This is a genomic window from Stenotrophomonas sp. GW821-FHT01H02A, from assembly GCF_059422145.1.
The window spans coordinates 175,483-198,795 of record NZ_JBWKWI010000008.1; the positions used below are offsets into that span (position 1 = coordinate 175,483).

Annotated in this window: 19 protein-coding genes; 15 read left to right on the top strand and 4 right to left on the bottom strand. The window is 67.3% G+C overall.

What is annotated here, in order from left to right:
- The first annotated feature begins 23 nt into the window (after positions 1 to 23).
- Positions 24 to 761 (top strand): cell division protein ZipA, encoded by a 738-nt coding sequence (gene zipA, locus AC07WC_RS13775; RefSeq protein WP_495210485.1) that lies wholly within the window; start codon positions 24 to 26, stop codon positions 759 to 761.
- A gap of 28 nt (positions 762 to 789) precedes the next feature.
- On the opposite strand, the gene AC07WC_RS13780 is transcribed toward zipA, so the two are convergent.
- On the bottom strand, positions 790 to 1,911 hold the full coding sequence (locus tag AC07WC_RS13780) for a pyridoxal phosphate-dependent aminotransferase (protein WP_495210486.1): 1,122 nt from the start codon (positions 1,909 to 1,911) through the stop codon (positions 790 to 792).
- A gap of 126 nt (positions 1,912 to 2,037) precedes the next feature.
- On the opposite strand from AC07WC_RS13780, the gene ligA reads away from it, so the two are divergent.
- The 7 genes from ligA (at position 2,038) to AC07WC_RS13815 (ending at position 13,612) form a co-directional block, all read left to right on the top strand.
- Positions 2,038 to 4,500 (top strand): NAD-dependent DNA ligase LigA, encoded by a 2,463-nt coding sequence (gene ligA, locus AC07WC_RS13785; RefSeq protein WP_495210487.1) that lies wholly within the window; start codon positions 2,038 to 2,040, stop codon positions 4,498 to 4,500.
- 51 nt (positions 4,501 to 4,551) lie between these two features.
- Positions 4,552 to 5,037: a GNAT family N-acetyltransferase gene (locus tag AC07WC_RS13790; RefSeq protein ID WP_495210488.1), complete on the top strand. Its 486-nt coding sequence runs from the start codon at positions 4,552 to 4,554 to the stop codon at positions 5,035 to 5,037.
- Complete coding sequence (gene epmA / locus AC07WC_RS13795; RefSeq protein WP_495210489.1) at positions 5,034 to 5,978, top strand: EF-P lysine aminoacylase EpmA; 945 nt, start codon at positions 5,034 to 5,036, stop codon at positions 5,976 to 5,978. Before AC07WC_RS13790 ends, epmA begins: the two co-directional genes overlap by 4 nt.
- A gap of 110 nt (positions 5,979 to 6,088) precedes the next feature.
- Entirely contained in the window at positions 6,089 to 6,811 is a 723-nt protein-coding gene (locus AC07WC_RS13800; protein WP_495210490.1) for a DUF3011 domain-containing protein, read from the top strand.
- A 43-nt stretch (positions 6,812 to 6,854) separates the two neighbouring features.
- A complete protein-coding gene (gene mtnA / locus AC07WC_RS13805; protein ID WP_495210491.1) occupies positions 6,855 to 7,916 on the top strand; it encodes an S-methyl-5-thioribose-1-phosphate isomerase in 1,062 nt (353 codons plus the stop codon).
- 304 nt (positions 7,917 to 8,220) lie between these two features.
- The gene (gene gyrA / locus AC07WC_RS13810; protein ID WP_495210492.1) at positions 8,221 to 10,920 is read left to right on the top strand and encodes a DNA gyrase subunit A; all 2,700 of its coding nucleotides are present in this window, start codon (positions 8,221 to 8,223) and stop codon (positions 10,918 to 10,920) included.
- Between the two features lie 199 nt (positions 10,921 to 11,119).
- Positions 11,120 to 13,612: a membrane-bound PQQ-dependent dehydrogenase, glucose/quinate/shikimate family gene (locus AC07WC_RS13815; RefSeq protein ID WP_495210493.1), complete on the top strand. Its 2,493-nt coding sequence runs from the start codon at positions 11,120 to 11,122 to the stop codon at positions 13,610 to 13,612.
- Positions 13,613 to 13,627: 15 nt separating this feature from the next.
- Here the strand turns inward: AC07WC_RS13815 and AC07WC_RS13820 are convergent, their stop codons facing one another.
- A complete protein-coding gene (locus AC07WC_RS13820) occupies positions 13,628 to 14,020 on the bottom strand; it encodes a DUF3037 domain-containing protein (RefSeq protein WP_495210494.1) in 393 nt (130 codons plus the stop codon).
- The gene (locus tag AC07WC_RS13825; protein ID WP_495210495.1) at positions 13,998 to 14,774 is read right to left on the bottom strand and encodes a HipA family kinase; all 777 of its coding nucleotides are present in this window, start codon (positions 14,772 to 14,774) and stop codon (positions 13,998 to 14,000) included. Before AC07WC_RS13825 ends, AC07WC_RS13820 begins: the two co-directional genes overlap by 23 nt.
- Positions 14,775 to 14,871: 97 nt before the next feature.
- On the opposite strand from AC07WC_RS13825, the gene AC07WC_RS13830 reads away from it, so the two are divergent.
- The 6 genes from AC07WC_RS13830 to AC07WC_RS13855 all read left to right on the top strand — a co-directional run bounded on the left by AC07WC_RS13830 (position 14,872) and on the right by AC07WC_RS13855 (position 22,075).
- Positions 14,872 to 15,342: a LuxR family transcriptional regulator gene (locus AC07WC_RS13830; protein ID WP_495210496.1), complete on the top strand. Its 471-nt coding sequence runs from the start codon at positions 14,872 to 14,874 to the stop codon at positions 15,340 to 15,342.
- A gap of 198 nt (positions 15,343 to 15,540) precedes the next feature.
- Positions 15,541 to 18,012, top strand: coding sequence for a S9 family peptidase (locus tag AC07WC_RS13835; protein ID WP_495210497.1), 2,472 nt, complete (start codon positions 15,541 to 15,543; stop codon positions 18,010 to 18,012).
- A gap of 129 nt (positions 18,013 to 18,141) precedes the next feature.
- Positions 18,142 to 18,588, top strand: coding sequence for a hypothetical protein (locus tag AC07WC_RS13840; RefSeq protein WP_495210498.1), 447 nt, complete (start codon positions 18,142 to 18,144; stop codon positions 18,586 to 18,588).
- Between the two features lie 131 nt (positions 18,589 to 18,719).
- Positions 18,720 to 20,981, top strand: a complete 2,262-nt coding sequence (locus tag AC07WC_RS13845) for a patatin-like phospholipase family protein (protein ID WP_495210499.1) — start codon at positions 18,720 to 18,722, stop codon at positions 20,979 to 20,981.
- Positions 20,982 to 21,065: 84 nt separating this feature from the next.
- Positions 21,066 to 21,389, top strand: a complete 324-nt coding sequence (locus AC07WC_RS13850) for a hypothetical protein (RefSeq protein ID WP_495210500.1) — start codon at positions 21,066 to 21,068, stop codon at positions 21,387 to 21,389.
- A 14-nt stretch (positions 21,390 to 21,403) separates the two neighbouring features.
- Complete coding sequence (locus tag AC07WC_RS13855; protein WP_495210501.1) at positions 21,404 to 22,075, top strand: HAD family hydrolase; 672 nt, start codon at positions 21,404 to 21,406, stop codon at positions 22,073 to 22,075.
- A 32-nt stretch (positions 22,076 to 22,107) separates the two neighbouring features.
- Here the strand turns inward: AC07WC_RS13855 and AC07WC_RS13860 are convergent, their stop codons facing one another.
- Positions 22,108 to 22,647, bottom strand: a complete 540-nt coding sequence (locus AC07WC_RS13860; protein ID WP_495210502.1) for an acyl-CoA thioesterase — start codon at positions 22,645 to 22,647, stop codon at positions 22,108 to 22,110.
- Positions 22,648 to 22,728: 81 nt separating this feature from the next.
- Between AC07WC_RS13860 and AC07WC_RS13865 the strand changes: the two genes are divergently transcribed.
- The gene (locus tag AC07WC_RS13865; RefSeq protein ID WP_495210503.1) at positions 22,729 to 23,304 is read left to right on the top strand and encodes a TetR/AcrR family transcriptional regulator; all 576 of its coding nucleotides are present in this window, start codon (positions 22,729 to 22,731) and stop codon (positions 23,302 to 23,304) included.
- Positions 23,305 to 23,313: the final 9 nt, after the last annotated feature.

Genomic DNA, 23,313 nt, shown 5'->3' on the forward strand with positions numbered 1-23,313 from the left:
ATGATTTAGCCGGAGACCCCCGAATGTCCGACATGGCACTGCTCCGCATCGGCATCCTGGCCGCCGGCCTGCTGTTGATCGCTGCGATCTTCCTGTTTGGCCGTCCAAAAAAGAAAGTGCAGGGCCGCCGCGTCGAGGGTGCCGAAGGCACCAGCGGCCAGCGCCGCGAGCCCGTGCTGGGCGAGGGCGAAGGCCCGGCCGAGGGCGCTGCGCCCGTGGTGGGCGAAGACGGCGTGACCCAGCCCGAGCTGGGCCTGCCGGACGTGGACGCCGCGCCGGCGAGCGACCTGGGCAAGCGTGCTACCCAGGATTTCGACAAGATCGTCTCGTTGTTCGTCGCCGCGCGTGCGGGTGAGCAGCTGCGTGGCGAAGACATCGTCGTGGCGGCGGAAAAGACGGGCCTGGTGTTTGGCCACATGAATGTCTTCCATCGCCTGGTCGAAGGCCACCCCGAGCGCGGCCCGATCTTTTCGATGGCCAGCATCATGAAGCCGGGCAGTTTCGACATGGGGAACATCCGCGAGATGGAAACCCCGGCAATCGCCTTCTTCCTGACCCTGCCGGCGCCGCTGACCGCGCTGGACGCCTGGGAAAAGATGCTGCCGACGGTACAGCGCATGGGCGAGCTGCTCGACGGCGTGGTGCTGGACGACAGCCGCAACGCGCTGGGCCGCCAACGCATCGCGCACATCCGTGACGAGCTGCGTGCTTACGACCGCCAGCACCAGGCCCCGCCGCTGACCAAGGCACCGCGCTGGTGATTGCCGTAGAGCCGACCGACGGTCGGCTCTACCTGTTCGGGCTGACCACCGCGTCGAATGCCGCACGGAACCGCGCCATCTCGGCCTCGGTGCCGACCGTCACGCGCACCCGCTGCGGCCAGATCGGCCAGCTGCGCCCAATGACCACGCCGTGCTCGGCCATCGACGCGGAAAACGCCGCGCCGTCGCGCTGCACATCGACCACGAAACAGTTTGCTTCCGACGGCACGCAGGCAAAGCCGCGCTTGCCCAGCCAGCCGATCGTGGCCTGCCGCACCCCTGCGTTGTCCGCCTTGCGCTGCGCGATCAATCCCGGATCACGCAGGCTCGCCAGTCCCGCCGCCATCGCGGTGACCGGCAGCGGGTTGTCGCCCAGGCTGGCGAGTTCCTTCAGCCGGTCCGGATGCGCGGCCGCCACCCCCAGGCGCAGCCCGGCCATGCCGTAGAGCTTGGAGAAGGTGCGCAGCACGATCACATCGTCGCGCTGCACCACCTGCGCGATCACCGAGCGCTGCTCGCTGTACTGCAGGTAGGCCTCGTCGACCAGTACGCGGGTCTGCGCCGGCTTGTTGGCCAGCAGCCAGGCGATGTCGGCCGCCGGCGTGATCGAGCCGGTGGGATTGTTCGGGTTGCACAGATACAGCAGGCCCGCCTTGATCCGTGCGGCGGCCTCGGCCATCGCGCGAACGTCGTGTGCCCCATCCGCGCCTAGCGGCACTTTGGCCACCGTCGCCCCGCGCGCCGCGGCGAGGTCGCCCAGCGCTTCGAAGGTGGGGTCGGCCACGACCAGCCCGGCGCTCGCCGAGGTCCACAGCACGGCAGCCCGGTTCAGGGGCTCGCTCGAGCCGGGGTAGAACCGCACGTGCTCCTTGCCGATGCCTTCCTGCTGCACGAACAGGTCGCGCAGCTCGCCGGCCAGGCCGAACAGATAGCGTCCGCTGCTGGCGATGATGTCGCGTGCCGCCTGCTGCGCGGCCGGTGACGGTCCATACGGGCATTCGTTGAAGTTGAGCAGCACCGGTCCGGTGCTTGCCGGAAGCGCACGCGTCGGCGTGGCCGATGCAGGCAGGACGCCCAGGCCGGACAGTGCCAGGCCGGTACCGGCCAGCTGCAGGAACGAGCGACGGGAAGCGGCGAGGGCAGGGGTCACGGGGCACCGGAAACGGGAGGGTCGGCGCACGCTAGCGCCCCTGCAGATCGGCGGCAAGTGTTCTTCACTGCGCGCAGGAGCGGGGGGAGGGGTAAAATTGAACGCCCCACCTGGATCGCCTCCCGCATGACCCCCAGTCCCGCCGCACGTGCCGACGTCCTGCGCCGCCAGATCGAGGATGCCGGCAAGGCATACCACGAGCGCGATGAGCAGCTGATCCCCGACGTCGAGTACGACCTGCTGGTGCGCGAGCTGGAGGCCATCGAGCAGGCCCACCCGGAGCTGGCCGCGGCCGATTCGCCGACCCGGCAGGTCGGTGGCAAGGCGTCCTCGCGGTTCGCCGAGGTCCGCCATGCGGTGCCGATGCTGTCGCTCGGCAATGCCTTCAGTGATGAAGAGGTCCAGGATTTCGTGCGCCGCATCGGCGAGCGCCTGCGTCGCAGCACACTGCACTTCTCTGCCGAGCCGAAACTCGATGGCCTGGCGATCAGCCTGCGGTACGAGAATGGCCGCTTCGTGCAGGGCGCAACCCGTGGCGATGGCGCCACCGGCGAGGATGTCAGTGCCAACCTGCGCCAGATCAGCGTGATCCCGCAGACGCTCAAGGGCGAAGGGTGGCCGGCGGTGCTGGAAGTACGCGGTGAGGTCTACATGGCCCGCGCCGACTTCGAGGCCTACAACGCCGATGCCCGGCTGCATGACGGCAAGGCGCTGGCCAATCCGCGCAACGCCGCCGCCGGCTCGCTGCGCCAGCTTGATCCGAAGATGAGCGCCAAGCGCAAGCTCAGCTTCTACGCCTATGGCATTGGCCAGGTCGACGGCGGCGAGCTGCCGCCCACCCACTCGGCCACGCTTGCCCAGCTGCGCGGGTGGGGTTTTCCGGTCAGTGACCTGTGCCAGGTGGTGGACGGTGCCGAGGGGCTGCTTGCCTATTATCGCGACATCGGCGAGCGCCGTGATGGCCTGGCCTTCGATATCGACGGTGTGGTCTACAAGCTTGACGACCGTGCCGGGCAGGAACAGATGGGCTTCGTCGCGCGCGCACCGCGCTGGGCGATCGCGCACAAGTTCCCGGCGCAGGAACAGACCACCACGGTGGAAGCGATCGAAATCCAGATCGGCCGCACCGGCGCGGCGACGCCGGTGGCGCGTCTGGCGCCGGTCGCCGTGGCCGGCGTGATCGTGTCCAACGCGACGCTGCACAATGCCGATCAGATCGCACGCCTGGATGTGCGCGTGGGCGATACGGTGATCGTGCGCCGTGCCGGTGATGTGATCCCGGAAGTGGTCAGCGTCATCGCCGACCGCCGTCCCGCCGGTACCACGCCGTGGCAGATGCCCTCGCAGTGCCCTGTGTGCGGCTCGGAGATCGTCCGCGAAGAGGGCGAGGCGGCCTGGCGCTGCTCAGGTGAGCTGAGCTGCCCGGCGCAGCGCAAGGAAGCGATCGCGCACTTCGCCTCGCGCCGTGCCATGGATATCGACGGTCTGGGCGGCAAGTACATCGAAACCCTGGTTGACGCCGGCATCGTGCGCGGGGTCGCCGACCTGTACCGCCTGCAGCGTGATCAATTGCTGCAGCTCAAGCTGGTGCTGGATGCCGAATCGCCCGAGGCGCTGGCCAGCCAGATCGGCCTGCACCTGCCGCCGGAAGGCAGCGGCGACTATCTGAGGGCCATCCTCAAGCTTGATGGCAGCGACGAGGCGTGGCGCGCGCAGGCGCTGGCGATGCCGGCCACGTTCGCCTGGAACACGAAGAAGATCGCGACCAAGTGGGCCGACAACCTGATCGCCGCGATCGACGCCAGCCGCACCACCACGCTGGAGCGCCTGTTGTTCGCGCTGGGCATCGAGCATGTCGGCGAGAGCACGGCCAAGGCCCTGGCGACCTGGTTCGGCGATCTCGAACTGATCCGTCATCTGCCATGGCCGCTGTTCAAGCGCGTGCCCGATATCGGCGGTGAGGTCGCGCGCTCGCTGGGCCACTTCTTCGAGCAGGCCGGCAACCAGGACGCGATCGATGCGTTGCTGCAGGTCGGCCAGGTGCGCATCAGCGATGTGCATCCACCGATCGCCAAATTGCGCGAGGGGCTGGATTTCGCGCAGCTGCTGGTCGAGGCCGAGATTCCGGGCATCACCCGGCTGCGCGCGGAGAAGCTGGTGGCGATGCTGCCGGATGCGGCCTCGGTGCTGGATGCCGAGCCGGTGCGTTTCGTGGCCGCCGGCCTGCCCAACGAGGTAGCCCTCGGGCTGGCCGACTGGCTCGACAGCGAGGGCCACGGCCCGATGCTGCTCAAGGCCGAGGAATACCGCCAGAAGCTGCTGGCACTGGCGCCGGAGCAGGCCGACCAGGTCGCAGGGCCTTTGGACGGCCAGACCGCCGTGCTGACCGGCACGCTGACGCAGATGAACCGCGACGAGGCCAAGGCGCGGCTGGAGGCGCTGGGCGCCAAGGTGGCCGGCAGCGTCTCCAAGAAGACGTCCTTCGTGGTCGCCGGTGCGGAAGCCGGTTCCAAACTGACCAAGGCCCAGGAACTCGGTGTGCCGGTCTGGGACGAAGACCAGCTGGTCGCCTTCCTCGCGCAGCACTGAATCCGTAGCGGGGCTGCCGCGCCCCGCCGCCTGACCCCCAAGAGAGACCGCATGCAGACCGTTCCCCTCGATTTCCGCCTGGCCACCGTGGCCGACACCGAGTTGCTGATCGGGTTGATGCGCGATTTCTACGCCGAAGACAAACTCGATTTTGAAGACACCCGCGTGCGCCATGCGCTGGCGGCGCTGCTGGACGATCCGCGCAACGGCGAAGTGCTGCTGTGGCTGGACGAGGCCGGCGCCGTGGTGGGCTATGGCGCACTGGCGATGGGCTTCAGTCTGGAGCAGGGCGGTCATTTCGCGCTGCTTGACGAGCTGTACCTGAGCCATGCCGCGCGTGGCCGCGGCCGCGGCAAGCAGGCATTGGCCATCCTCGAACAACGCGCCAATGCGCGGGGCGTCCAGCGCATGCGCCTGGAAGTGAACCATCACAACGAACTGGCACGGCGTCTGTACCTGGCTACCGGCTATGTGGATGACACCCGCGATCTGCTGACCCTGCCGCTGGCCCAGCGGCTGAAGGACGCGCGCGCATGATCGGCGCGCTGCGCCAGCGTGCCGCGCTCAATGCGCTGATCCGCCGCTTCTTCGCCGCACGCGACGTGCTCGAAGTCGAAACACCGATCCTGTCTGCGGCGGGCAACACCGAGCCGAACATCGACAGCTTCCATACCCGCTTCAGCGGGCACGTCGATGCGGGCACGCCGCAACGCTGGCTGCGCACCTCCCCGGAGTTTCCGCTCAAACGGCTGCTCGCGGCCGGAGTGGGGGACTGCTATGAGCTGGGCCGTGTGTTCCGCAACGGTGAAGCCGGTGGCCGCCACAATCCCGAGTTCACCATGCTGGAGTGGTACCGGGTCGGCTGGGACCACCGTCGCTTGATCGAGGAGACGGCTGCACTGGTGCGCGACGCGCTGCATCTGGTCCAGCGCGAGGCGACCTTGGAGGTCATCGATTACCGTGGTCTTTACCGGCGACATGTCGGGCTGGATCCATTCGCGGCCCGTTTGGAGGAGCTGCAGGCGCCGCTGGCCGGGGTCCGCATCGATGCCGATGGACTGACCCGCGACGACTGGCTGGATCTGCTGATGACCCACTGCATCCAACCGCACTTCCGTGACGACACCATGACGGTGGTGCATGACTGGCCGGCCACCCAGGCGGCATTGGCCAGGATCCGGCGGGGCACGCCGCCGCTGGCCGAACGCTTCGAGCTGTATCTGGGCAGTGTGGAGCTGGCCAACGGCTATCACGAACTGAACGATGCGGCTGAACAACGCGCGCGGTTCGAGCGTGACCATGCCCTGCGCACCTCGCGCGGCGCTGTCCTTCCGCCACTGGATGAACACCTGCTCGCGGCCCTCCCGGCCCTCCCCGATTGCGCCGGTGTCGCGGTGGGTGTCGACCGCCTGTTGATGGCGATGAACCGCACCGGCCGCATCGCCGACGTACTGGCCTTTGATTTCGCCCACGCCTGAGTCGTTTTGACGCATTCGCGTCTTGCACGGGCTGCATGATGATGCTCTGATCACACCGGATGTCCGAAGGTGGGTCATGTGATTGTTCAGGCGTGGCGGGGATCGTGTTGATGAAGCTGTTGGTAGGCGTGGGCATGCCCTTGTGGCCGATGTTGCTGTGGACTGCACTGATGCCTGAAACGGCGTTCGCGCAGGCGGGCGGCTATGCCGGCCAGGTAGTGCGTTGTGAATCGCGCGACATGGAATGGGTGCATTGCGATGTGCCGACCGAGGGCGGGGTGGATCTGATCCGCCAGCTCTCCGACAACAGCTGCGTGCGTGGCTCGGAGTGGGGCACCGATCGCTCCGGCGTCTGGGTCACCCTGGGCTGTCGTGCCGAATTCCGCGCACGCACCGTGGCCGCGGTGCCCCGTGCCGAGGGCGAGCGACGTACCCGCCGGGTGGTGCGCTGTGAATCCAGCGGACGCCCGCAGAACTGCCCGGTCGTGCTGCAGGGCGCACCGGTCCGCCTGCTGCGCCAGCTCACTGCGTTGCCGTGTCGCGAAGGCCACAGCTGGGGCTATCGCCGCAATGAGATCTGGGTGACCCGTGGCTGCCAGGGCGAGTTTGAAGTCGGTGCGGCCGACGGCAGCGGGTTCCTCAACGTGCCGCGCCTGCTGGTCTGTGAATCCAAGTCCCGCCAGCGCCGGTTCTGTGGTGCAGGCATCACCCACGGCGTCACTCTGTCCAAGCAGCTCTCCGGCACCCCCTGCGAGCAGGGCAGCAGCTGGGGCTGGGACAGCCGCGGGGTGTGGGTCGACAAGGGCTGCCGCGCTGAGTTCGCGGTCAACTGAGCACGCGATTCCGCCTGCATCGGCGCGCCGCTACAATGGCCCGATGAACGCATCCACCGACATCGATTACGCCCGTTACGACCACATCCGCCCGATCCTGTGGACCGGCGAGAGCCTGCAGTTGCTCGATCAGCGCAAACTGCCGTTCATCGTCGAGCACGTGGAGTGCCGCGACAGCGATGCCGTCGCCGAGGCCATCCACGCGCTGACCGTGCGCGGCGCACCGGCGATCGGCATTGCCGCCGCCTGGGGCGTGGTGCTGGCGGCCAACGAGGTCCAGGCCGACGATGGCGCGCAGGCGCTGTTGAAGCTGGAACCGGCCCTGCAGCGCCTCAACGCCTCGCGTCCGACTGCCGTGAACCTGGCCTGGGCGCTGGCGCGCATGCGTCGCGCGCTGGCTCCGGCTGGTGCCGACTGGAAGCAGGCACTGGCTGACGAGGCCCAGGCGATCGCCGAGGAAGACCTGGCCGCCAACCGCCACATGGGCGCGCTGGGTGCCGGCCTGATCGAGGCGGGCAGCGGCGTGCTCACCCATTGCAATACCGGTTCGCTGGCGACCGCCGGCTTCGGTACCGCACTGGGCGTGATCCGCGCAGGCATGGCCCAGCACCGCATCGCCCGCGTGTTCGCCGGCGAGACCCGGCCGTGGCTGCAGGGTGCCCGCCTGACCGTGTGGGAGCTGCAGCAGGACGGCATCGATGCCACCCTGATCGCCGACTCGGCCGCCTCGCACCTGATGAAGACCGGCGCGGTGCAGTGGGTGATCGTGGGCGCGGACCGGATCTGCGCCAACGGCGATACCGCCAACAAGATCGGCACCTACCAGCTGGCCATCGCGGCCCGCCACCACGGCGTGAAGTTCATGGTCGTGGCGCCGTCCTCCACGGTGGACATGGACACTGCCGACGGCGAGCAGATCGAGATCGAACAGCGCGATCCGGGCGAGCTGTATGGCGTGGATGGCACCCGCACCGTGGCCGAGGGCATCGCCGCCTGGAACCCGGTGTTCGACGTCACCCCGGGCAGCCTGATCGATGCCATCGTGACCGAGCGCGGGGTGATCCTGAGCCCGACGGTGGCCAATATGCAGGCCGCATTCGGCTGAGGCCTGCGCGGGGGTGGTTGGTAATGCCGGCCGCTGGCCGGCTGCTGGCCATCCTTGCTGGGACAGCACCGATGCCGGATAGGTCCGGGGCCGGCCAGCGGCCGGCACTACCGGGGGTGCGTCGCGCGGGTTGCCTCCCGGCAACGCCCCCGTAAGTTCCTGATTCTTGCCGGTAAAACCCCCGTAAAAGCGGGCGGAAAACGGCCCGCTGTGGTAGAATCCAACGGTTAATCGAGATTCCGGCGCAACCGCCCCGAAAGGGCGGTCGTGACGGACTGGACCGCTACCAGACAACGGAACCCGAATGGCAGAAACCGCCAAGGAAATCATCCAGGTCAACCTGGAAGACGAGATGCGCAAGAGTTACCTCGATTACGCGATGAGCGTGATCGTGGGGCGCGCACTCCCGGATGCGCGCGATGGCCTCAAGCCGGTGCATCGCCGCGTGCTGTTCGCGATGAGTGAGCTCAACGCGCACGCCAACAAGCCTTACTTCAAGTCGGCGCGTATCGTCGGTGACGTCATCGGTAAGTACCACCCGCATGGCGATCAGTCGGTGTACGACACGCTGGTGCGTCTGGCACAGCCGTTCTCGCTGCGTTACATGCTGGTCGACGGCCAGGGCAACTTCGGTTCGGTCGACGGCGACTCCGCCGCAGCGATGCGATACACCGAAGCCCGCATGTCCAGGCTCACCCATGAGCTGATGGCGGACATCGACAAGGAAACGGTCGATTTCCAGCCCAACTACGACGAAAAGGAACTGGAGCCGACGGTCATGCCGACCCGGTTCCCGAACCTGCTGGTCAACGGTTCGGCCGGTATCGCGGTGGGCATGGCGACCAACATCCCGCCGCACAACCTGACCGAGTCGATCAATGCCTGCATCGCGCTGATCGACAATCCCGAGATCGACGTCGACGGCCTGATGGAGTTCATCCCCGGTCCGGACTTCCCGACCGCGGGCATCATCAACGGCACCGCCGGCATCGTCGCCGGGTACCGGACCGGTCGCGGCCGTGTGCGCATCCGCGCCAAGGCCGAGGTCGAAGTGGCGGATAACGGCCGCGAATCGATCATCGTCACCGAGATCCCGTATCAGGTGAACAAGGCCCGGTTGATCGAGAAGATCGCCGAGCTGGTCAAGGAAAAGAAGCTCGAAGGCATCAGCGAACTGCGCGATGAGTCCGACAAGGACGGCATGCGCATCTTCATCGAGATCAAGCGCGGCGAGTCGGCGGAAGTTGTGTTGAACAACCTCTACCAGCAGACCCAGATGGAGTCGGTGTTCGGCATCAACATGGTGGCGCTGGTCGATGGCCGCCCGCAGTTGATGAACCTCAAGCAGATGCTCGAGGCCTTCGTGCGCCACCGCCGCGAAGTGGTCACCCGCCGCACCGTGTTCGAGCTGCGCAAGGCGCGTGCGCGTGCGCACGTGCTGGAAGGCCTGACCGTTGCGCTGGCCAACATCGACGAGATGATCGAACTGATCAAGACCTCGCCGAACCCCACCGAAGCGCGCGAACGCATGCTCGCCCGCCTGTGGGAGCCGGGCCTGGTCGGTTCGATGCTGGGCGCCGCCGGCGCCGAAGCCTCGCGTCCGGATGATCTGCCCAAGGGCGTGGGCCTGCTCGCGGGCGGCTACCAGCTGACCGAGATCCAGGCGACCCAGATCCTGGAAATGCGCCTGCATCGCCTGACCGGGCTGGAGCAGGACCGCCTGACCGACGAGTACAAGCTGCTGCTGGAAACGATCGCCGGGCTGATCCACATCCTGGAAGATCCGGACCGTCTGCTGCAGGTCATCCGCGAAGAGCTGATCAACGTGCGTACCGAGTTCGGCGACGAGCGCCGCACCGAGATCCGCCACAGCGAAGAAGACCTGGACATCCTCGACCTGATCGCCCCGGAAGACGTGGTGGTCACGTTGTCGCATGCCGGCTATGCCAAGCGCCAGCCGGTCAGCGCCTACCGGGCCCAGCGCCGCGGTGGCCGTGGCCGCAGCGCCGCGTCGACCAAGGAAGAGGATTTCATCGAGCAGTTGTGGCTGGTCAACACCCACGACACGCTGTTGACCTTCACCAGCGCGGGCAAGGTGTTCTGGCTGCCGGTGCACCAGTTGCCGGAAGCTGGCTCCAATGCCCGTGGCCGCCCGATCATCAACTGGATTCCGCTGGAAGCCGGTGAGCGGGTCCAGGCTGTGCTGCCGGTACGCGAGTATGCCGAAGGCCAGTTCGTGTTCTTCGCCACCCGCAACGGCACGGTCAAGAAGACCCCGCTCAGCGAGTTCGCCTTCCGCCTGGCGCGTGGCAAGATCGCGATCAACCTCGATGAGGGCGATGCGCTGGTCGGCGTCGGCCTGACCGACGGCGAGCGCGACATCCTGTTGTTCGCCTCCAACGGCAAGACGGTGCGCTTCGGGGAGGACAAGGTCCGCTCGATGGGGCGTACCGCCACCGGTGTGCGCGGCATCAAGATGCCCAAGGGCGAGGAAGTGGTCAGCCTGATCGTGGCCGAGAGTGCCGGCGGCAGCGAGGACGAGAACGAGGATGAGAGCCAGGTCGACGAGACCGTGATCGACGGCGGCGATGCCGTGATCGAGAACGGTGCCGACGATGACAACGCGCTGTACATCCTGACCGCGACCGAGAACGGCTACGGCAAGCGCACCCCGCTGCCGGATTACCCGCGCAAGGGCCGTGGGACGCAGGGCGTGATCGGCATCCAGACCACCGAACGCAACGGCAAGCTGGTGCGTGCGGTGCTGATGGGGCCGCGCGACGAAGTGCTGCTGATTTCCGATGGTGGCACCTTGGTGCGCACCCGTGGTTCGGAGATCTCGCGCGTCGGCCGCAACACCCAGGGCGTGACCCTGATCCGTCTGTCCAAGGAAGAGAAGCTCCAGGCGGTTGAACGCATGGATGCCTCGCTGGACGAGGGTGTGGAAGAAGAGGCGCCGGCGGCCGTCGAGGCCAGCCCGGTGGTGGCACCACCGGAGGCGTAAGCCCTGCGGTAGTGACACGAAGAACGCCGGCATATGCCGGCGTTTTTCGTTGTGGGGCAGGGGCAGTGCACGCTTTCATCGTCGGCTGTGCCAACGTTGGCGGCTGTAGCAAAGAACGCGCAACGTTCACGACCCCGGTGGGATAAGAGCCGCGGGGCCGGCGGCAACGTCGGCGATCTTCGCGCTTCAGGAGAAACCGATGTCCACCACGACGCAGACCCGCCGCCCCCGCCATTGGCTGGTGGCTGTGCTGGCAATTGTCATTCTGTTGCTGGGCGTTGTATTCACCGCAGGCGGCGCCTGGCTCGCCAGCCTCGGGGGTTCCTGGTACTACGTGCTGGCCGGGGTCGGCCTGGTGATCTCCGGCGTGCAGCTGTGGCGGGGCCGCTACAGCGGCGCGCTGTGGTTCGCGCTGGTGTTCGTCGGCACGCTGCTGTGGACGTGGTGGGAGTCGGGCAGCAACTACTGGCGCTGGGTGCCGCGGCTGGGCCTGATCGTGGCCATCGGCTTCGTGCTGTCGCTGCTGCTGCCGACCTTGGATCGCCCGGTGTCGCGCAAGGTCTCGCGCGGCATCGCCGGGGTTCTGGCGCTGGTGTTCGTGGCCGCCTTTACCCTGGCCTTCGTGCCGCACGGCGTCACCGAGGCACAGGGCGCGTTCCCCGAGCCGATGACCAGCACCGGCTTGGCGCCCACGGCCGACGCCCCGCTGCAGCCGGCCGACCGCCCGGTGGATGGCGACTGGGCCGCCTACGGCCGCAACAACGCGGCGACGCGCTTCTCGCCGCTGCAGCAGATCACCCCGGACAACGTGGCCAAGCTTGAGCAGGCCTGGCTGTTCCGCACCGGCGACCTGCCGGAGAAGCGCTGGGGGGCGGAAACCACGCCGCTGAAAGTCGGCGACAGCCTGTACCTGTGCACCGCGCGCAATCAACTGGTCGCGCTCAACGCGGCCGATGGCACCGAGCGCTGGCGCTACGACCCGAAGATCAAGGACAAGTCCATTCCGTATACGGCCGCCTGCCGTGGCGTTTCTTACTACGAAGTGCCCGCGACCGCGCAGGACGTGGCGTTGAACGATGTGGCCGCGGACCTGGCCGTGCCCAGTGGCGTGCCGGTGCTGACCCAGGTGCCGCGTGGTGCCTGTGCCGCCCGCATCATCGAAGGCACCCTGGATGGTCGGCTGATCGCGGTCGACGCCGCCACCGGCAAGCCGTGCATGGGCTTCGGCAACAACGGCCAGGTCGATATCACTGTCGGCATGGGCGACAGCCCGGCCGGCTATGTCTCCATCACCTCGCCGCCGGCGATCGTGCAGGGCGTGATCGTGACCGGCCACCAGGTGCTGGATGGCCAGCGCCGCGACGCCCCTTCGGGCGTGATCCAGGCCTACGATGCCGTCACCGGCAAGCTGCGCTGGGCCTGGGACATGGTGCGACCCGAGCGCAATGGCGCGCCGCCGCCGGGTGAGACCTATACCCGCGGCACCCCGAACATGTGGACCACCGCGACCGGCGACGACGAGCTGGGGCTGGTCTACCTGCCGATGGGCAACTCGGCCGGCGACTACTGGAGTGGTTCGCGTACCGAGAACGAAAACACCTATGCCACCTCGCTGGTCGCCATCGATGTCAATACCGGCAAGCCAGCCTGGCACTTCCAGGCGGTGCGCAAGGATGTCTGGGATTACGACATGGGCTCGCAGGCGACCCTGATCGATTATCCGACCGCCGCCGGCAAGGTGCCGGCGCTGCTGCTGCCGACCAAACAGGGCGACATGTACGTCCTCGACCGTCGCACTGGCCAACTGCTGACCCCGGCCGAGGAGCGCAAGGTGCCCACTGGCGGGGTGGAGCCGGAACAGCGCTCACCGACCCAGTTGTTCTCGCTGTATCACACGCTGCGCAAGCCGGACCTGACCGAGCGCGACATGTGGGGCATGACCCCGATCGACCAGCTGGTCTGCCGCATCCAATTCCGCAAGGCCAGCTACGAAGGCTTCTACACACCGCCGACCGCGGACCGTCATTCCATCGAGTATCCCGGCTACAACGGGGGCTCGGACTGGGGCAGCGTGGCGGTGGATCCGCGCCGCGGCGTGATCGTGGCCAACTACAACGACATGCCCAACTACAACCGGCTGGTGCCGCGCGAGAAGGCGGACAAGCTGGGCTGGCTGCCGCGCGAAGAGGTGACCGCCGACAAGGGCGGCGCCGAAGGGGCGGGCGATCCGCAGGTGGGCACGCCGTACGCCATCGACGTCAACGCTGGCTGGCGCCTGCCGTTCACCAAGCTGCTGTGCAAGGAGCCGCCGTACGGTGGCATCCGTGCGGTCGACCTGCGTACCGGTAAGACGCTGTGGGACCGCCCGTTCGGCAGCGCCCGCGGCAACGGCCCGTTCGGCATCCGCTCTGGCCTGCCGATCGAGATCGGTACGCCCAACAACGGCGGCTCGGTGGTGACGGCCAGTGGCTTGATCTTCATCGCGGCGGCAACCGATGATCTGCTGCGCGCGATCGACCTGAAGACCGGCAAGGAACTCTGGCATGCCAAGCTGCCGGCCGGCGGCCAGGCCAACCCGATGATCTATGAGTTCGGCGGGCGCCAGTACGTGGTCATCATGGCCGGCGGGCATCACTTCATGGAAACCCCGGCCGGCGATTACGTGATCGCCTATGCGTTGCCGAAGGGGTGAGGCCAGGGCCCGGCGCTACGTCGGAACGCGCACCATCTTCCGCATCAGATGCTCGACCACGCCTGCCGGCTCGGCTGTACGGCCGACATGCGTGCTCGACATCTGCACCACCGAGCTGCGCTTGGCGGTGAGGAAATGGAAACGGGCACGGGCCGGCAGCTGCGCGATCGGTCCGGCGTTCGCGTCGCCGCGGCAGATCGCGACGATCGCGTCCAGCCATGGCTGCAGGCCTTCGATGTCCAGTGACGGGGCGAAGGCACGCAGCCGCTCCAGGTCCAGCTCGATCGCCGCTTCCAGATGGGTGGCGCCCGGGCAGGACACGATCACCCCGACGTTGATGAACTCCTCGCGTTCGACGCGGGGCACCACGCGGATCACCGCATAGTCATACGTATGCAGCGTGGGCACGGACGGCCTCCTGGACAAAGGCCGCGCGTGCGCGAAGGCGGTGTTGCAGGTAATCGATGTAGGCCTGGCGGTAGGCGGCCGGGCTGTCGAATGCGGGTTCGTCGACTAGCCAGCTCTCCGGCACCAGGCCGACGATGCGCTCGATCTCCTGATCGGGCAGCATCAGCGCGAGAGGGGCATCGACCTCGGCGATCTGCGTGGCGAACGGCAGCAGCACATGATCGCGGATCAGCACGAACGGCTTCCTGCAGGCCTCGCCGGCACTGGCCCAGTCGTGATGGAAGTACATCGCCGCACCATGGTCGATCAGGTACAGCCTGCGATGCCAGACCATCAGGTTGGGATTGCGCGCGGTGCGGTCCACGTTGCTGGTGAACGCATCGAACCACACGATCTTCGAGGCAAGCTCGGCATCCGGCTGCATTGCGGCCGGGTCGTAGTTGATCGCGCCGGGCAGGTAATCACTGCCCAGGTTCAGGCCTTCGCTGGCACGGATCAGGTCCTGGATCTCCGGGTCCGGCTCGGTCCGGGCGAACTCGCGGTCCAGCTCGACGAACACGATCTCCGGAATCGGCAGGCCCAGCGTACGCGCGATCTCACCCGCGATCAGTTCGGCGATCAGCGCCTTCGGTCCTTGGCCGGCACCACGGAATTTGAGCACCACCATGCCGTCGTCGTCGGTCTCGACCACGGCCGGCAGGGAGCCTCCTTCGCGCAGCGGGGTGACATAGCGGAGGGCGTGCACGGTTCGCATGCGGCATTCTAGCCGGCCATCGTGCGGTGCGTCTTGACCCGCTGCCTGACGGCGTCTAGAAGGCAGGAAATCTTCTTGCCCCCCCAATGGAGGCCGTATGAACAAGCTCGTCGCTGCAACATTCGCGCTGTTGCTGTTGCCTGCGTCCTCTACGTTTGCCGCCTCGCCGCTGGCAGGGCGCTGGACCCTCGATGTGGCCTCGCTGCCGATGCCACCCGAGGCCCGGCCGCAGAGCGTCAGCCTGGCGTTCGCCGAGCTGCCCGGCGACCGGTGGTCCTCGCAGGTGGCCATCGTCGAGCACGGCGGCAACCGCTTGGAGGCCACCTCGACCATGCGGCTGGATGGCACGCCCGCGCCGGCCACCGGCAGCTACCCGGTGGATCGGGTGGCCGGCAAGATGCCCGCCCCCGGGGTACTGGTGATGCAGTTCATCTACCAGGACATTCCGCGCTCCACCCGTGTGTACACCGTCAGCGCCGACGGCACGGTGCTGACCGAAACCGAGGCCTACTTCCGCGACGGCCAGCCGGTGCTGCGCACGGCGCATTTCGCTCGCGCCAGGGAATGATCGGGCACGGCCCAGCCACGGGCTCGAACCGGGGCTGCGTACGCGCAGGAGTGGAGCCGGGTGATCCGGCGCCTTCGAAGTCCTCGCTTTGCGGTGTCGGGCGGTTGGTCCTTCCGGCCCATTCACATCGGGCCCAGCGGTGCTAGATTCGGGCCATGCCCCTGAGCGGGCACTCGTTGACACTGCAAGGGGATAAGGATGCTGATCCGTCGTACTTCGTTGGCTGCGGCCGTGGCCGTTGCCACCCTCGGCCTGCTGTTTGCCACACCCGCCGTTGCCGGCTACGCCACGCCGCCGGAGAGCCTGCTCAAGGTGCTCAAGGCACCGCCGCCGCCGACGCCCAGCGTCGACCCGACCGGCCAGCGCCTGTTGCTGACCACGACGCAGACCTACCCGTCGATTACCCGCGTTGCCCAGCCGTATCTGAAGCTGGCCGGCGTGCGCCTGGAGCCGAAGAACCGCAGCCGCCACGACACGCCCGGCGGCTACGGCATACCGCCGTGCGTGGGCGACTTCACCGTGGTCGATACCGCCAGCGGTCGCTCCACCAAGGTGGCGTTGCCCAGCGGGTGCGCCGGCATGGCGCAGTGGTCGGCCGACGGCCAGCGCTTTGCGTTCCAGAACGTGGTGGCCGACAGCGTGCAGTTGTGGATCGGCGATGCGGCCACCGGCCAGATCCGCCAGGTGCCCAACGTGGCCCTCAATCCGATCTTCGGCAGCACCGTGCAGTGGCTGGGCGGCAGCCAGCAGTTGCTGGTCAAGCTGGTACCGTCAAAGCAGGGTCCGGCGCCGAGCGCCGAGGGTGCGATCGGCCCGGACATCCAGGAGTCGCTGGGCACTGCCGGTGAGAGCAGCACCTATGAAGCCCGCGATACGCTGACCAGTGCCTACGACGAAGCGCTGTTCGCCTATTACGGCCAATCGCAGCTGGCGGTGGTGGATACCGCCTCCAACACCGTGCGTACCGTCGGCGCCCCGGCGCTGCTGGACAGCGTCGGAGCTGCCCCGGATGGCGTGCATGTGCTCACCAGGACACTCAAGGCGCCGTTCTCGCATGCAGTGACCTACCAGCGTTTCGCCAATGACGTGGCCGTGCTGGATATCACCAGCGGCCGCAGCACGCCGATCGCCAGCCTGCCGCTGGCCGACCGCGTGCCGGTGCATGGCGTGCCGGAGGGCCCGCGCGATTTCGATTGGCGCGCCACCGATCCGGCCACGCTGGTCTATGCCGAAGCCCTGGACAAGGGCGACTGGAAAGTCACCGTTCCGCATCGCGACCGCGTGCTGATGCTCAAGGCGCCGTTCACCGCCAAGCCGACCGAAATCGCCCGCACCGCGCAGCGTTTCGAAGGCCTGGCCTGGACCGCGCAGCCGGACGTTGCCTTCCTGGATGAGAACGACGAGAACCGCCACTGGCGCCAGACCCGCATCGTCAACGTCGACAACCCGAAGCAGGAAGGTCGCCTGCTGTGGGATCTCTCCAGCGATGAGCTGTACGAGGACCCGGGCAACTTTGTGTACCAGCGCCTGCCCAACGGCGCCTACGTGGTGCGTCAGGAAGGCAACACGGTCTTCCTGCGTGGGCAGGGTGCTTCGCCGCAGGGCGATCGTCCCTTCCTGGACGCGCTCAACCTCGGCAGCCTGAAAACCGAGCGCTTGTTCCGCAGCGATGCCGATGCCTACGAGCAGTTCATCGGCTTCAGCGCCATCCCAGGCCACCTCCTCACGTGGCACCAGTCGGTGACCGATGCGCCGAATGCGTTCGTGCGCCTGCTTGGCGAGGACGTCCCAGACGCCAAGCCGGGCGAAGCGCAGGTCGTGTCCAAGCCGGCCGCGTTGACCCACCTGGTGGATCCGACCCCGGAAGTGCGCCAGATCAAGAAGCGCCTGGTCACCTACAAGCGCGCCGACGGGGTGGATCTGTCGTTCACCCTGTACACCCCGCCGGGCTACACGGAAGGCCAGCGCGTGCCGGCAATCCTGTATGCCTACCCGGCGGACTTCGCCAACGCCGCACAGGCAGGACAGGTGTCGGGCTCGCAGCAGACCTTCACTCGCCTGGCGCCGTACCGGCTGATGCTGCTGGCCGGTTACGCGATCATCGACAATGCCTCGTTCCCGATCGTCGGCGACCCGAAAACCGCCTACAACACCTACCTGGAACAGCTGGAGGCCGATGCCAAGGCCGCGGTGGACAAGGCGGTGGACCTGGGCGTGGTCGACCGCAACCGGATCGGCGTGACCGGTCACAGCCATGGTGGCCTGATGACCGCCAACCTGATCGCGCATACCGATCTGTTCAAGGCCGGCGTCGCCACCAGTGGCTCGTACAACAAGACCTTCACCCCGTTCGGCTTCCAGAACGAACGCCGCTCGGTGTGGCAGGCGCAGGACGTGTATCTCAAGGCCTCGCCGTTCTTCTACGCCGACAAGATCAAGCTGCCGCTGCTGCTGGTCCACGGCGAAGACGATGCCAACCCGGGCACCGAGCCGTTCCAGTCGCGCAAGCTGTTCCAGGCGATCCGCGGCAATGGCGGCACCACCCGCCTGGTGATGCTGCCGCACGAACCGCACTGGTATACCGCGCTGGAATCCAATGAGCAGCTGGTGTCGGAAATGCTCAACTGGTTCGATACCTATGTGAAGAATGCGCCATCAGCGAAACGCTGAAGAAGCACCGCCAGCGCCGTCTGTCATTCGACAGCGCCTGGCATCAGATCAACGGCCGCCCGCGATGGGCGGCCGTTTTGCATTCGCGGCCGCGGCTTTACACTGCTGGAACAGCACAAGGATGTCAGCATGGATATACCACCCTGGGGACCGGCGGTCAGCGGTGTCGTCGGCGGCACCCTCGCAGCGTGGCTGGTGGCGTACTGGGCGAGGGGATTGCAGGTGCACTACCGAGGCTGGTCCCGGGCCGCGCTGCGGCGCCGCCACCGCACCACGATCTGGGCCGCCAACATCCTGCTCTTCGTCGGATTGCTGGCTGGCTTGGCTCTGTACCCGCTGGGGGGATTTGCCAGCAATGATCATCGCCCGGCATTGATCGGTTTCGGGCTCGCATCGTTGCTGCCCCTGCTGGCGCTGGTCATCATCCCGTTCCTGACCGGCCGAAGCGTACGGGAGGCATTCCTCGCCTTCGCGGTTGGCCAGGGGGCACCGGTGTGGGCAACGTATCTGCCGTTCGCTGGCGGGCTGGTCTGCCTGGTCGTGGCGCTGCTGGGGTTTGTTCCCAACGGCAGTTGAGATACAGGAGCCAGGCACAGCGGGTGGACCTCGCCGGGCCCGGCAGGCAAAGTGCGCTCCAAGGGGATGACGGGTACCGGGGAGCGAGGGATCGAATGCAGCAGACACCGACACACGCCACCAGCACCGCCATGCGGCGTGATCTCAGCGGCTGGCTGTCCGCCTTGGCGGCACTGATGTGTGCCCCACTGCTGGCGGTCGCGCAGAGCGCTTCAGCGCATCCTGCTCCTTTGGTGCAGGATCCCGAGCGCCCCCGCACCTGCCTGGTGCTCGGCGGCGGCGGTGCGCGCGGCGCCGCCCACATCGGCGTGCTCAAGGTACTGGAGCGCGAGCGCGTACCCATCGACTGCATCGTCGGCACCTCGATGGGCGCGGTGGTCGGCGGGCTGTATGCCTCGGGCTATACCGCCGACGAGATCGAGGCGGTGCTGGACCGGATCGACTGGGCCGAGGTGCTGCGCGACAAGCCGCCGCGCGACGAGCGCAGCATGCGCCGCAAGGAAGATGACCTGCGCCTGCTGGGCGGTGTGGAGGTCGGCCTGAGCAACGGCAGGATCGCCTTCCCACAGGGCCTGATCCAGGGCCAGAAACTGGAAATGCTGCTGCGTCGCCTGTTGCTGCCGACCTGGCAGGTGCGCGACTTCGATGCCTTGCCGATTCCCTTCAGGGCGATCGCCACCGACATCGTCAGCGGCGAGAAGGTGGTGTTCGCGCAGGGCGACCTGGCCTTGGCGATCCGCGCGAGCATGTCGGTGCCAGGCGTGTTCGCGCCGGTCCGCTACGAGGACCATCTGCTGGTCGATGGCGGCGTGGTCGACAACGTACCGATCGATGAGGCCCGTCGCTTGGGGGCGCAGCGGCTGATCGTCTCGCGGGTCGGCTCGCCGCTGATGACCGAGGCGCAACTGGATTCGCCGCTGGCGATCAGCCACCAGATGGCCAGCGTGCTGATGCAGCGCGAAGTACTCGCGCAGCTGGCCACGCTGGGGCCGCAGGATCTGCTGATCACGCCGCCGCTGGGCGACATGGGCAGCCAGGATTTCAACCGCTCACCGAAGGCGGTGGGAGTGGGAGAGCAGGCCGCACAAGCCGAGGTGGTCTCCGTCCGGCGCTTCCAGGTGGACCAGACCCGCTACGCCGCGTTCCAGCGCCAGCATCGCCCGCCGGCCTACGAGACGCCGATCGTGGCCTTCATCGATGTGCTGCACGACAGGACGCGCACCGCGCGCTACATCGAGCAGCGCCTGCAGCCGGAAGTGGGCCAGCCGCTGGAGCCGGACCGCGTGGAGCAGAAGGTCGCCACCGCTTACGGAGAAGGCCGCTACGAGCAGGTGCAATGGCGGCTCGATGAGCGCGACGGGCAACAGGGCCTGGTCCTGGCACCGCAGGACAAACGCTGGGGGCCGGACTTCCTGCACTTCGCGCTGCGCCTGTCCGATGATTTCGATGGCAGCAGCAACTACCAGCTCATCACCGAGCTGACCCGCACCGGGCTCAGCGAGCAGGGCGCCGAGCTTAAACTGCGCCTGGGGCTGGGCGAAGTCGAGGAGGCGTTTGCCGAGTATTACCGGCCATTCGGCGGCAGCGGCCGGCATGCGCTGTCCACCTATGCCAAGTACCGTGCCACCGATCTGGACCTGGCGCTGATGCGCGGCGGCGCACTGGCCGAGTTCCGTTACAGCCAGTGGCTGGGCGGATTGCGCTGGGCCTACTCGCCGCACCCGGACTGGGAGCTGGCGCTGTTCGGTGAGCGGGGACGCGAGCGGTTGCGGCTGGATGTCGGCAACCCCAGCGAACTGGGCAACTACCGCGCCGACATGGGCAGCGTCGGCTGGCAGCTGCGCCACGATTCGATCGACAGCTCCGCCTTCCCGAGTCGCGGGCAACGCTTGTCACTGACCCGCCAGCATTACCTGGATGCGCTGGGCACCGATAACTCGGCCGCAGTCACGCGGGTGCAGTGGGATGGGGCATGGGCGCACGGGCACAACCGCTGGCTCGGCGGGCTGCGCGCCTCTTCGGCGCACGGCGGCGATGATCTGCTGGCCACCTACGGCTTTCTGGGCGGGTTGGGAAATCTGTCCGGCTACCCGGAAGAATCCATCTTCGCGCCGCAGACCGCACTGGCCCGTGTGGTGTATTACCGCCGCGTCGCGCACGCCGATTCCCTGCTGACGATTCCGCTGTACGTCGGCGGCAGCGTGGAGTGGGGCGGTTACTGGCAGCGACGCGAGGACGTCAACATCGATGGCATGCAGACGGCCGGCAGTCTGTTCGTCGGCGCCGATACGTTCCTCGGGCCGGTGTTCCTCGGCTACGGGCGCGCACAGGGCGGGCACAGCTCGTTCTATCTGACCTTTGGTTCCTTGCTGCGGACGCTGGACGGATTCTGACGTGGCGGCGCGATACGTGCCCGCGGATCATCCTGCGCTTTATCCTGTGCAGCCCCGTCCCGCGATGTGATGCTGATGAAATCGATGTTCCTGGCGCTGTTGTTTCTGTTCTCTGCCGGCCACGTGCACGCCGCGGATGCTCCCGCGCTGCCCCCTGCCTGGACAGAGATCGGCGTTACTGTCGGCATGCCCTATGCACAGGCCAAAGCGCTGTTGCTCAAGGCCGGGTGGGTCGCCGCAGCGCCCGACAACGCGGGCGAACCCACCTTCGCCGTGCATCCCGAGGTGGATTGCGGGCAAGGCTGGGACGCGATCTGCTCGGCAGGATTCAGCCGCAAGAACGAGGCTTACGGGCTGGTACTGACGCCCACCAATGATGGCAACCTGCAGGTGCAGGGCGTCTTCTGAACGGAGTGACACGGATGTCCGAACGTACTGTGGTGGTCTTCGATTTCGATCTGACGCTGACCCGCTGGGAGACCGCCAGCCGGTTCTTCAAAACGCTGCTGCGACGCCAGCCATGGCGGATCGCCGGGGTGCTGCTGGCACTGCCGGTGCTGGTGCCGCTCTGGGCACTGCCGCGCACGCGCCGGCTGCCGGTGCGCTTCGCGGTCTGGATGGCCACGTTCGGCCGCCGCCGTGAGGCGCTGGTGGCGCTCGCGGTCGCGCATGCCGATGAGGTGTTTGCCGGACCGGAGCCGGTGTTCCTGGTGCAGGGCGTGGAACGCCTGCGTCACCATCTCGCGCAGGGCGACGAGGTCGTCATCGCCACCGGCTGCTGGGAACCCTTGGCACGGGCGCTGCTCGAACGCGAAGGGCTGCAGGACGTGCCGCTGGTCGCCTCGACATTGCGGCCGTTCCTGGGTGGGTGGATCAGCGAGCACCATTGTCTTGGCGAGAACAAGATTCCGATGCTTGCCGAGCGCGGTTACCCGCCGCCGTGGCGCATGGCCTACACCGATCATCGCGCTGACCTGCCACTGCTGCGCAACAGCGAGCAATGGTTCCTGGTCAGTCCGAATGAGACGTGCGTGCGCCTGATCGAACAGACGATGATGACCAAGGCGGAGATCCTGCCTTGGCGCACAGGCTGAGCGCTGCGGTCAGCGTGCAACCGGCACGAGCCTCAGTCCTCCTTCATCGCCACTTCCGCCGCGAGCAGTGCCTGCGCCGCCTTGCTCAGTTCCGGCGACGGCACGCTGGGGGCACCGATGGCCTCCATCATCTGCTCGGTGGAGACGAAGCGGCGGTGGCGACGGTCGTAGATGCCGGTGATGAGCAGGGCGCGCGTGGCGACCTTTTCCTCGTCGCCGACCAGCACCCGCTGCTCCATGATGATGCGGGTGCCGACCCAGCCGGCCAACCGGGTTTCCAGCACGAAACGCTGGAACGGCTTGAGCTCGCGCCGGAACTGGATGCTGCCCCCACTGACGATCGGGGCCCACTTGGAGCGCCATGCCACCCGGCCCAGGCCCATCCGGAACACCAGATCCAGCCGGCCCAGATCGAAGATCGTCCAGTAGCGACCGTTGGTCATGTGCAGATTGCTGTCGATGTCATTGGGCAGCACCCGGAAGTTCAGTCGCGACACTGCAAACGGAGCGGTCAGCTTGGAGCGGAACGGCGAGGACAGCAGCAGGAACAGCAGGCGGAACCAGAGATTCATGGGCGGAGGCGCTCTTCTATAACAGTTGTCATAACGCAAATACGCTAATCTATGACATCCGTCTTAGCAAGGAGTCCGGCCATGAGTGCACGCCATTCCGATGCCCCGCAGCGCGTAGTCGCTGCGGCAGCGGAGATGCTCGCCACTTATGGCCTCAATGCCTCCAGCGTGCGTGAAGTAGCCAAGCGTGCGCAGGCGCCATTTGGTTCGACCTACCACCACTTCCCGGGCGGCAAGCAGCAGGTGCTGGCCGAGGCCACCACGCTGGCAGGCGCGAAAGTCGATGCGCTGCTCGATACCTGCCTGCAGGGAGCAGCGCCGGACGGGCTGTCCTTGTTCCTGGCGGCGTGGCGCGAGCGCCTGATCCGTTCGGACTTCCATATGGGCTGTCCGGTGCTCGCCGCGGCCGTCGAAGAACCGATCGACGATGCCCCCGATGATGCGCAGCGTGCAGCAGCCGATGTCTTCGCGCGTTGGGAGGCGCGGCTGACGGAGGCGCTGAGTCGCGGCGGCCGCCCGTCCGACCAGGCCAAGGGCATTGCCACCATGATCATCGCCAGCATCGAAGGTGCAGTGGCGATGAGCCGGGCAACGCGTGATATCGGTCCCTTCGACCGCGTCGCAGCGCAGCTTGAATCCCTGGTCGCCGATCGCTGAGACTATCGG

What these genes read in the sequence shown, in the direction of transcription:
- zipA (WP_495210485.1), top strand. Translation starts at nt 24, where the DNA reads ATGTCCGACATGGCACTGCTCCGCATCGGCATCCTGGCCGCCGGCCTG.
- ligA (WP_495210487.1), top strand. Translation starts at nt 2,038, where the DNA reads ATGACCCCCAGTCCCGCCGCACGTGCCGACGTCCTGCGCCGCCAGATC.
- AC07WC_RS13790 (WP_495210488.1), top strand. Translation starts at nt 4,552, where the DNA reads ATGCAGACCGTTCCCCTCGATTTCCGCCTGGCCACCGTGGCCGACACC.
- epmA (WP_495210489.1), top strand. Translation starts at nt 5,034, where the DNA reads ATGATCGGCGCGCTGCGCCAGCGTGCCGCGCTCAATGCGCTGATCCGC.
- AC07WC_RS13800 (WP_495210490.1), top strand. Translation starts at nt 6,089, where the DNA reads ATGAAGCTGTTGGTAGGCGTGGGCATGCCCTTGTGGCCGATGTTGCTG.
- mtnA (WP_495210491.1), top strand. Translation starts at nt 6,855, where the DNA reads ATGAACGCATCCACCGACATCGATTACGCCCGTTACGACCACATCCGC.
- gyrA (WP_495210492.1), top strand. Translation starts at nt 8,221, where the DNA reads ATGGCAGAAACCGCCAAGGAAATCATCCAGGTCAACCTGGAAGACGAG.
- AC07WC_RS13815 (WP_495210493.1), top strand. Translation starts at nt 11,120, where the DNA reads ATGTCCACCACGACGCAGACCCGCCGCCCCCGCCATTGGCTGGTGGCT.
- AC07WC_RS13825 (WP_495210495.1), bottom strand. Translation starts at nt 14,774, where the DNA reads ATGCGAACCGTGCACGCCCTCCGCTATGTCACCCCGCTGCGCGAAGGA.
- AC07WC_RS13830 (WP_495210496.1), top strand. Translation starts at nt 14,872, where the DNA reads ATGAACAAGCTCGTCGCTGCAACATTCGCGCTGTTGCTGTTGCCTGCG.
- AC07WC_RS13835 (WP_495210497.1), top strand. Translation starts at nt 15,541, where the DNA reads ATGCTGATCCGTCGTACTTCGTTGGCTGCGGCCGTGGCCGTTGCCACC.
- AC07WC_RS13840 (WP_495210498.1), top strand. Translation starts at nt 18,142, where the DNA reads ATGGATATACCACCCTGGGGACCGGCGGTCAGCGGTGTCGTCGGCGGC.
- AC07WC_RS13845 (WP_495210499.1), top strand. Translation starts at nt 18,720, where the DNA reads ATGCGGCGTGATCTCAGCGGCTGGCTGTCCGCCTTGGCGGCACTGATG.
- AC07WC_RS13850 (WP_495210500.1), top strand. Translation starts at nt 21,066, where the DNA reads ATGTTCCTGGCGCTGTTGTTTCTGTTCTCTGCCGGCCACGTGCACGCC.
- AC07WC_RS13855 (WP_495210501.1), top strand. Translation starts at nt 21,404, where the DNA reads ATGTCCGAACGTACTGTGGTGGTCTTCGATTTCGATCTGACGCTGACC.
- AC07WC_RS13860 (WP_495210502.1), bottom strand. Translation starts at nt 22,647, where the DNA reads ATGAATCTCTGGTTCCGCCTGCTGTTCCTGCTGCTGTCCTCGCCGTTC.
- AC07WC_RS13865 (WP_495210503.1), top strand. Translation starts at nt 22,729, where the DNA reads ATGAGTGCACGCCATTCCGATGCCCCGCAGCGCGTAGTCGCTGCGGCA.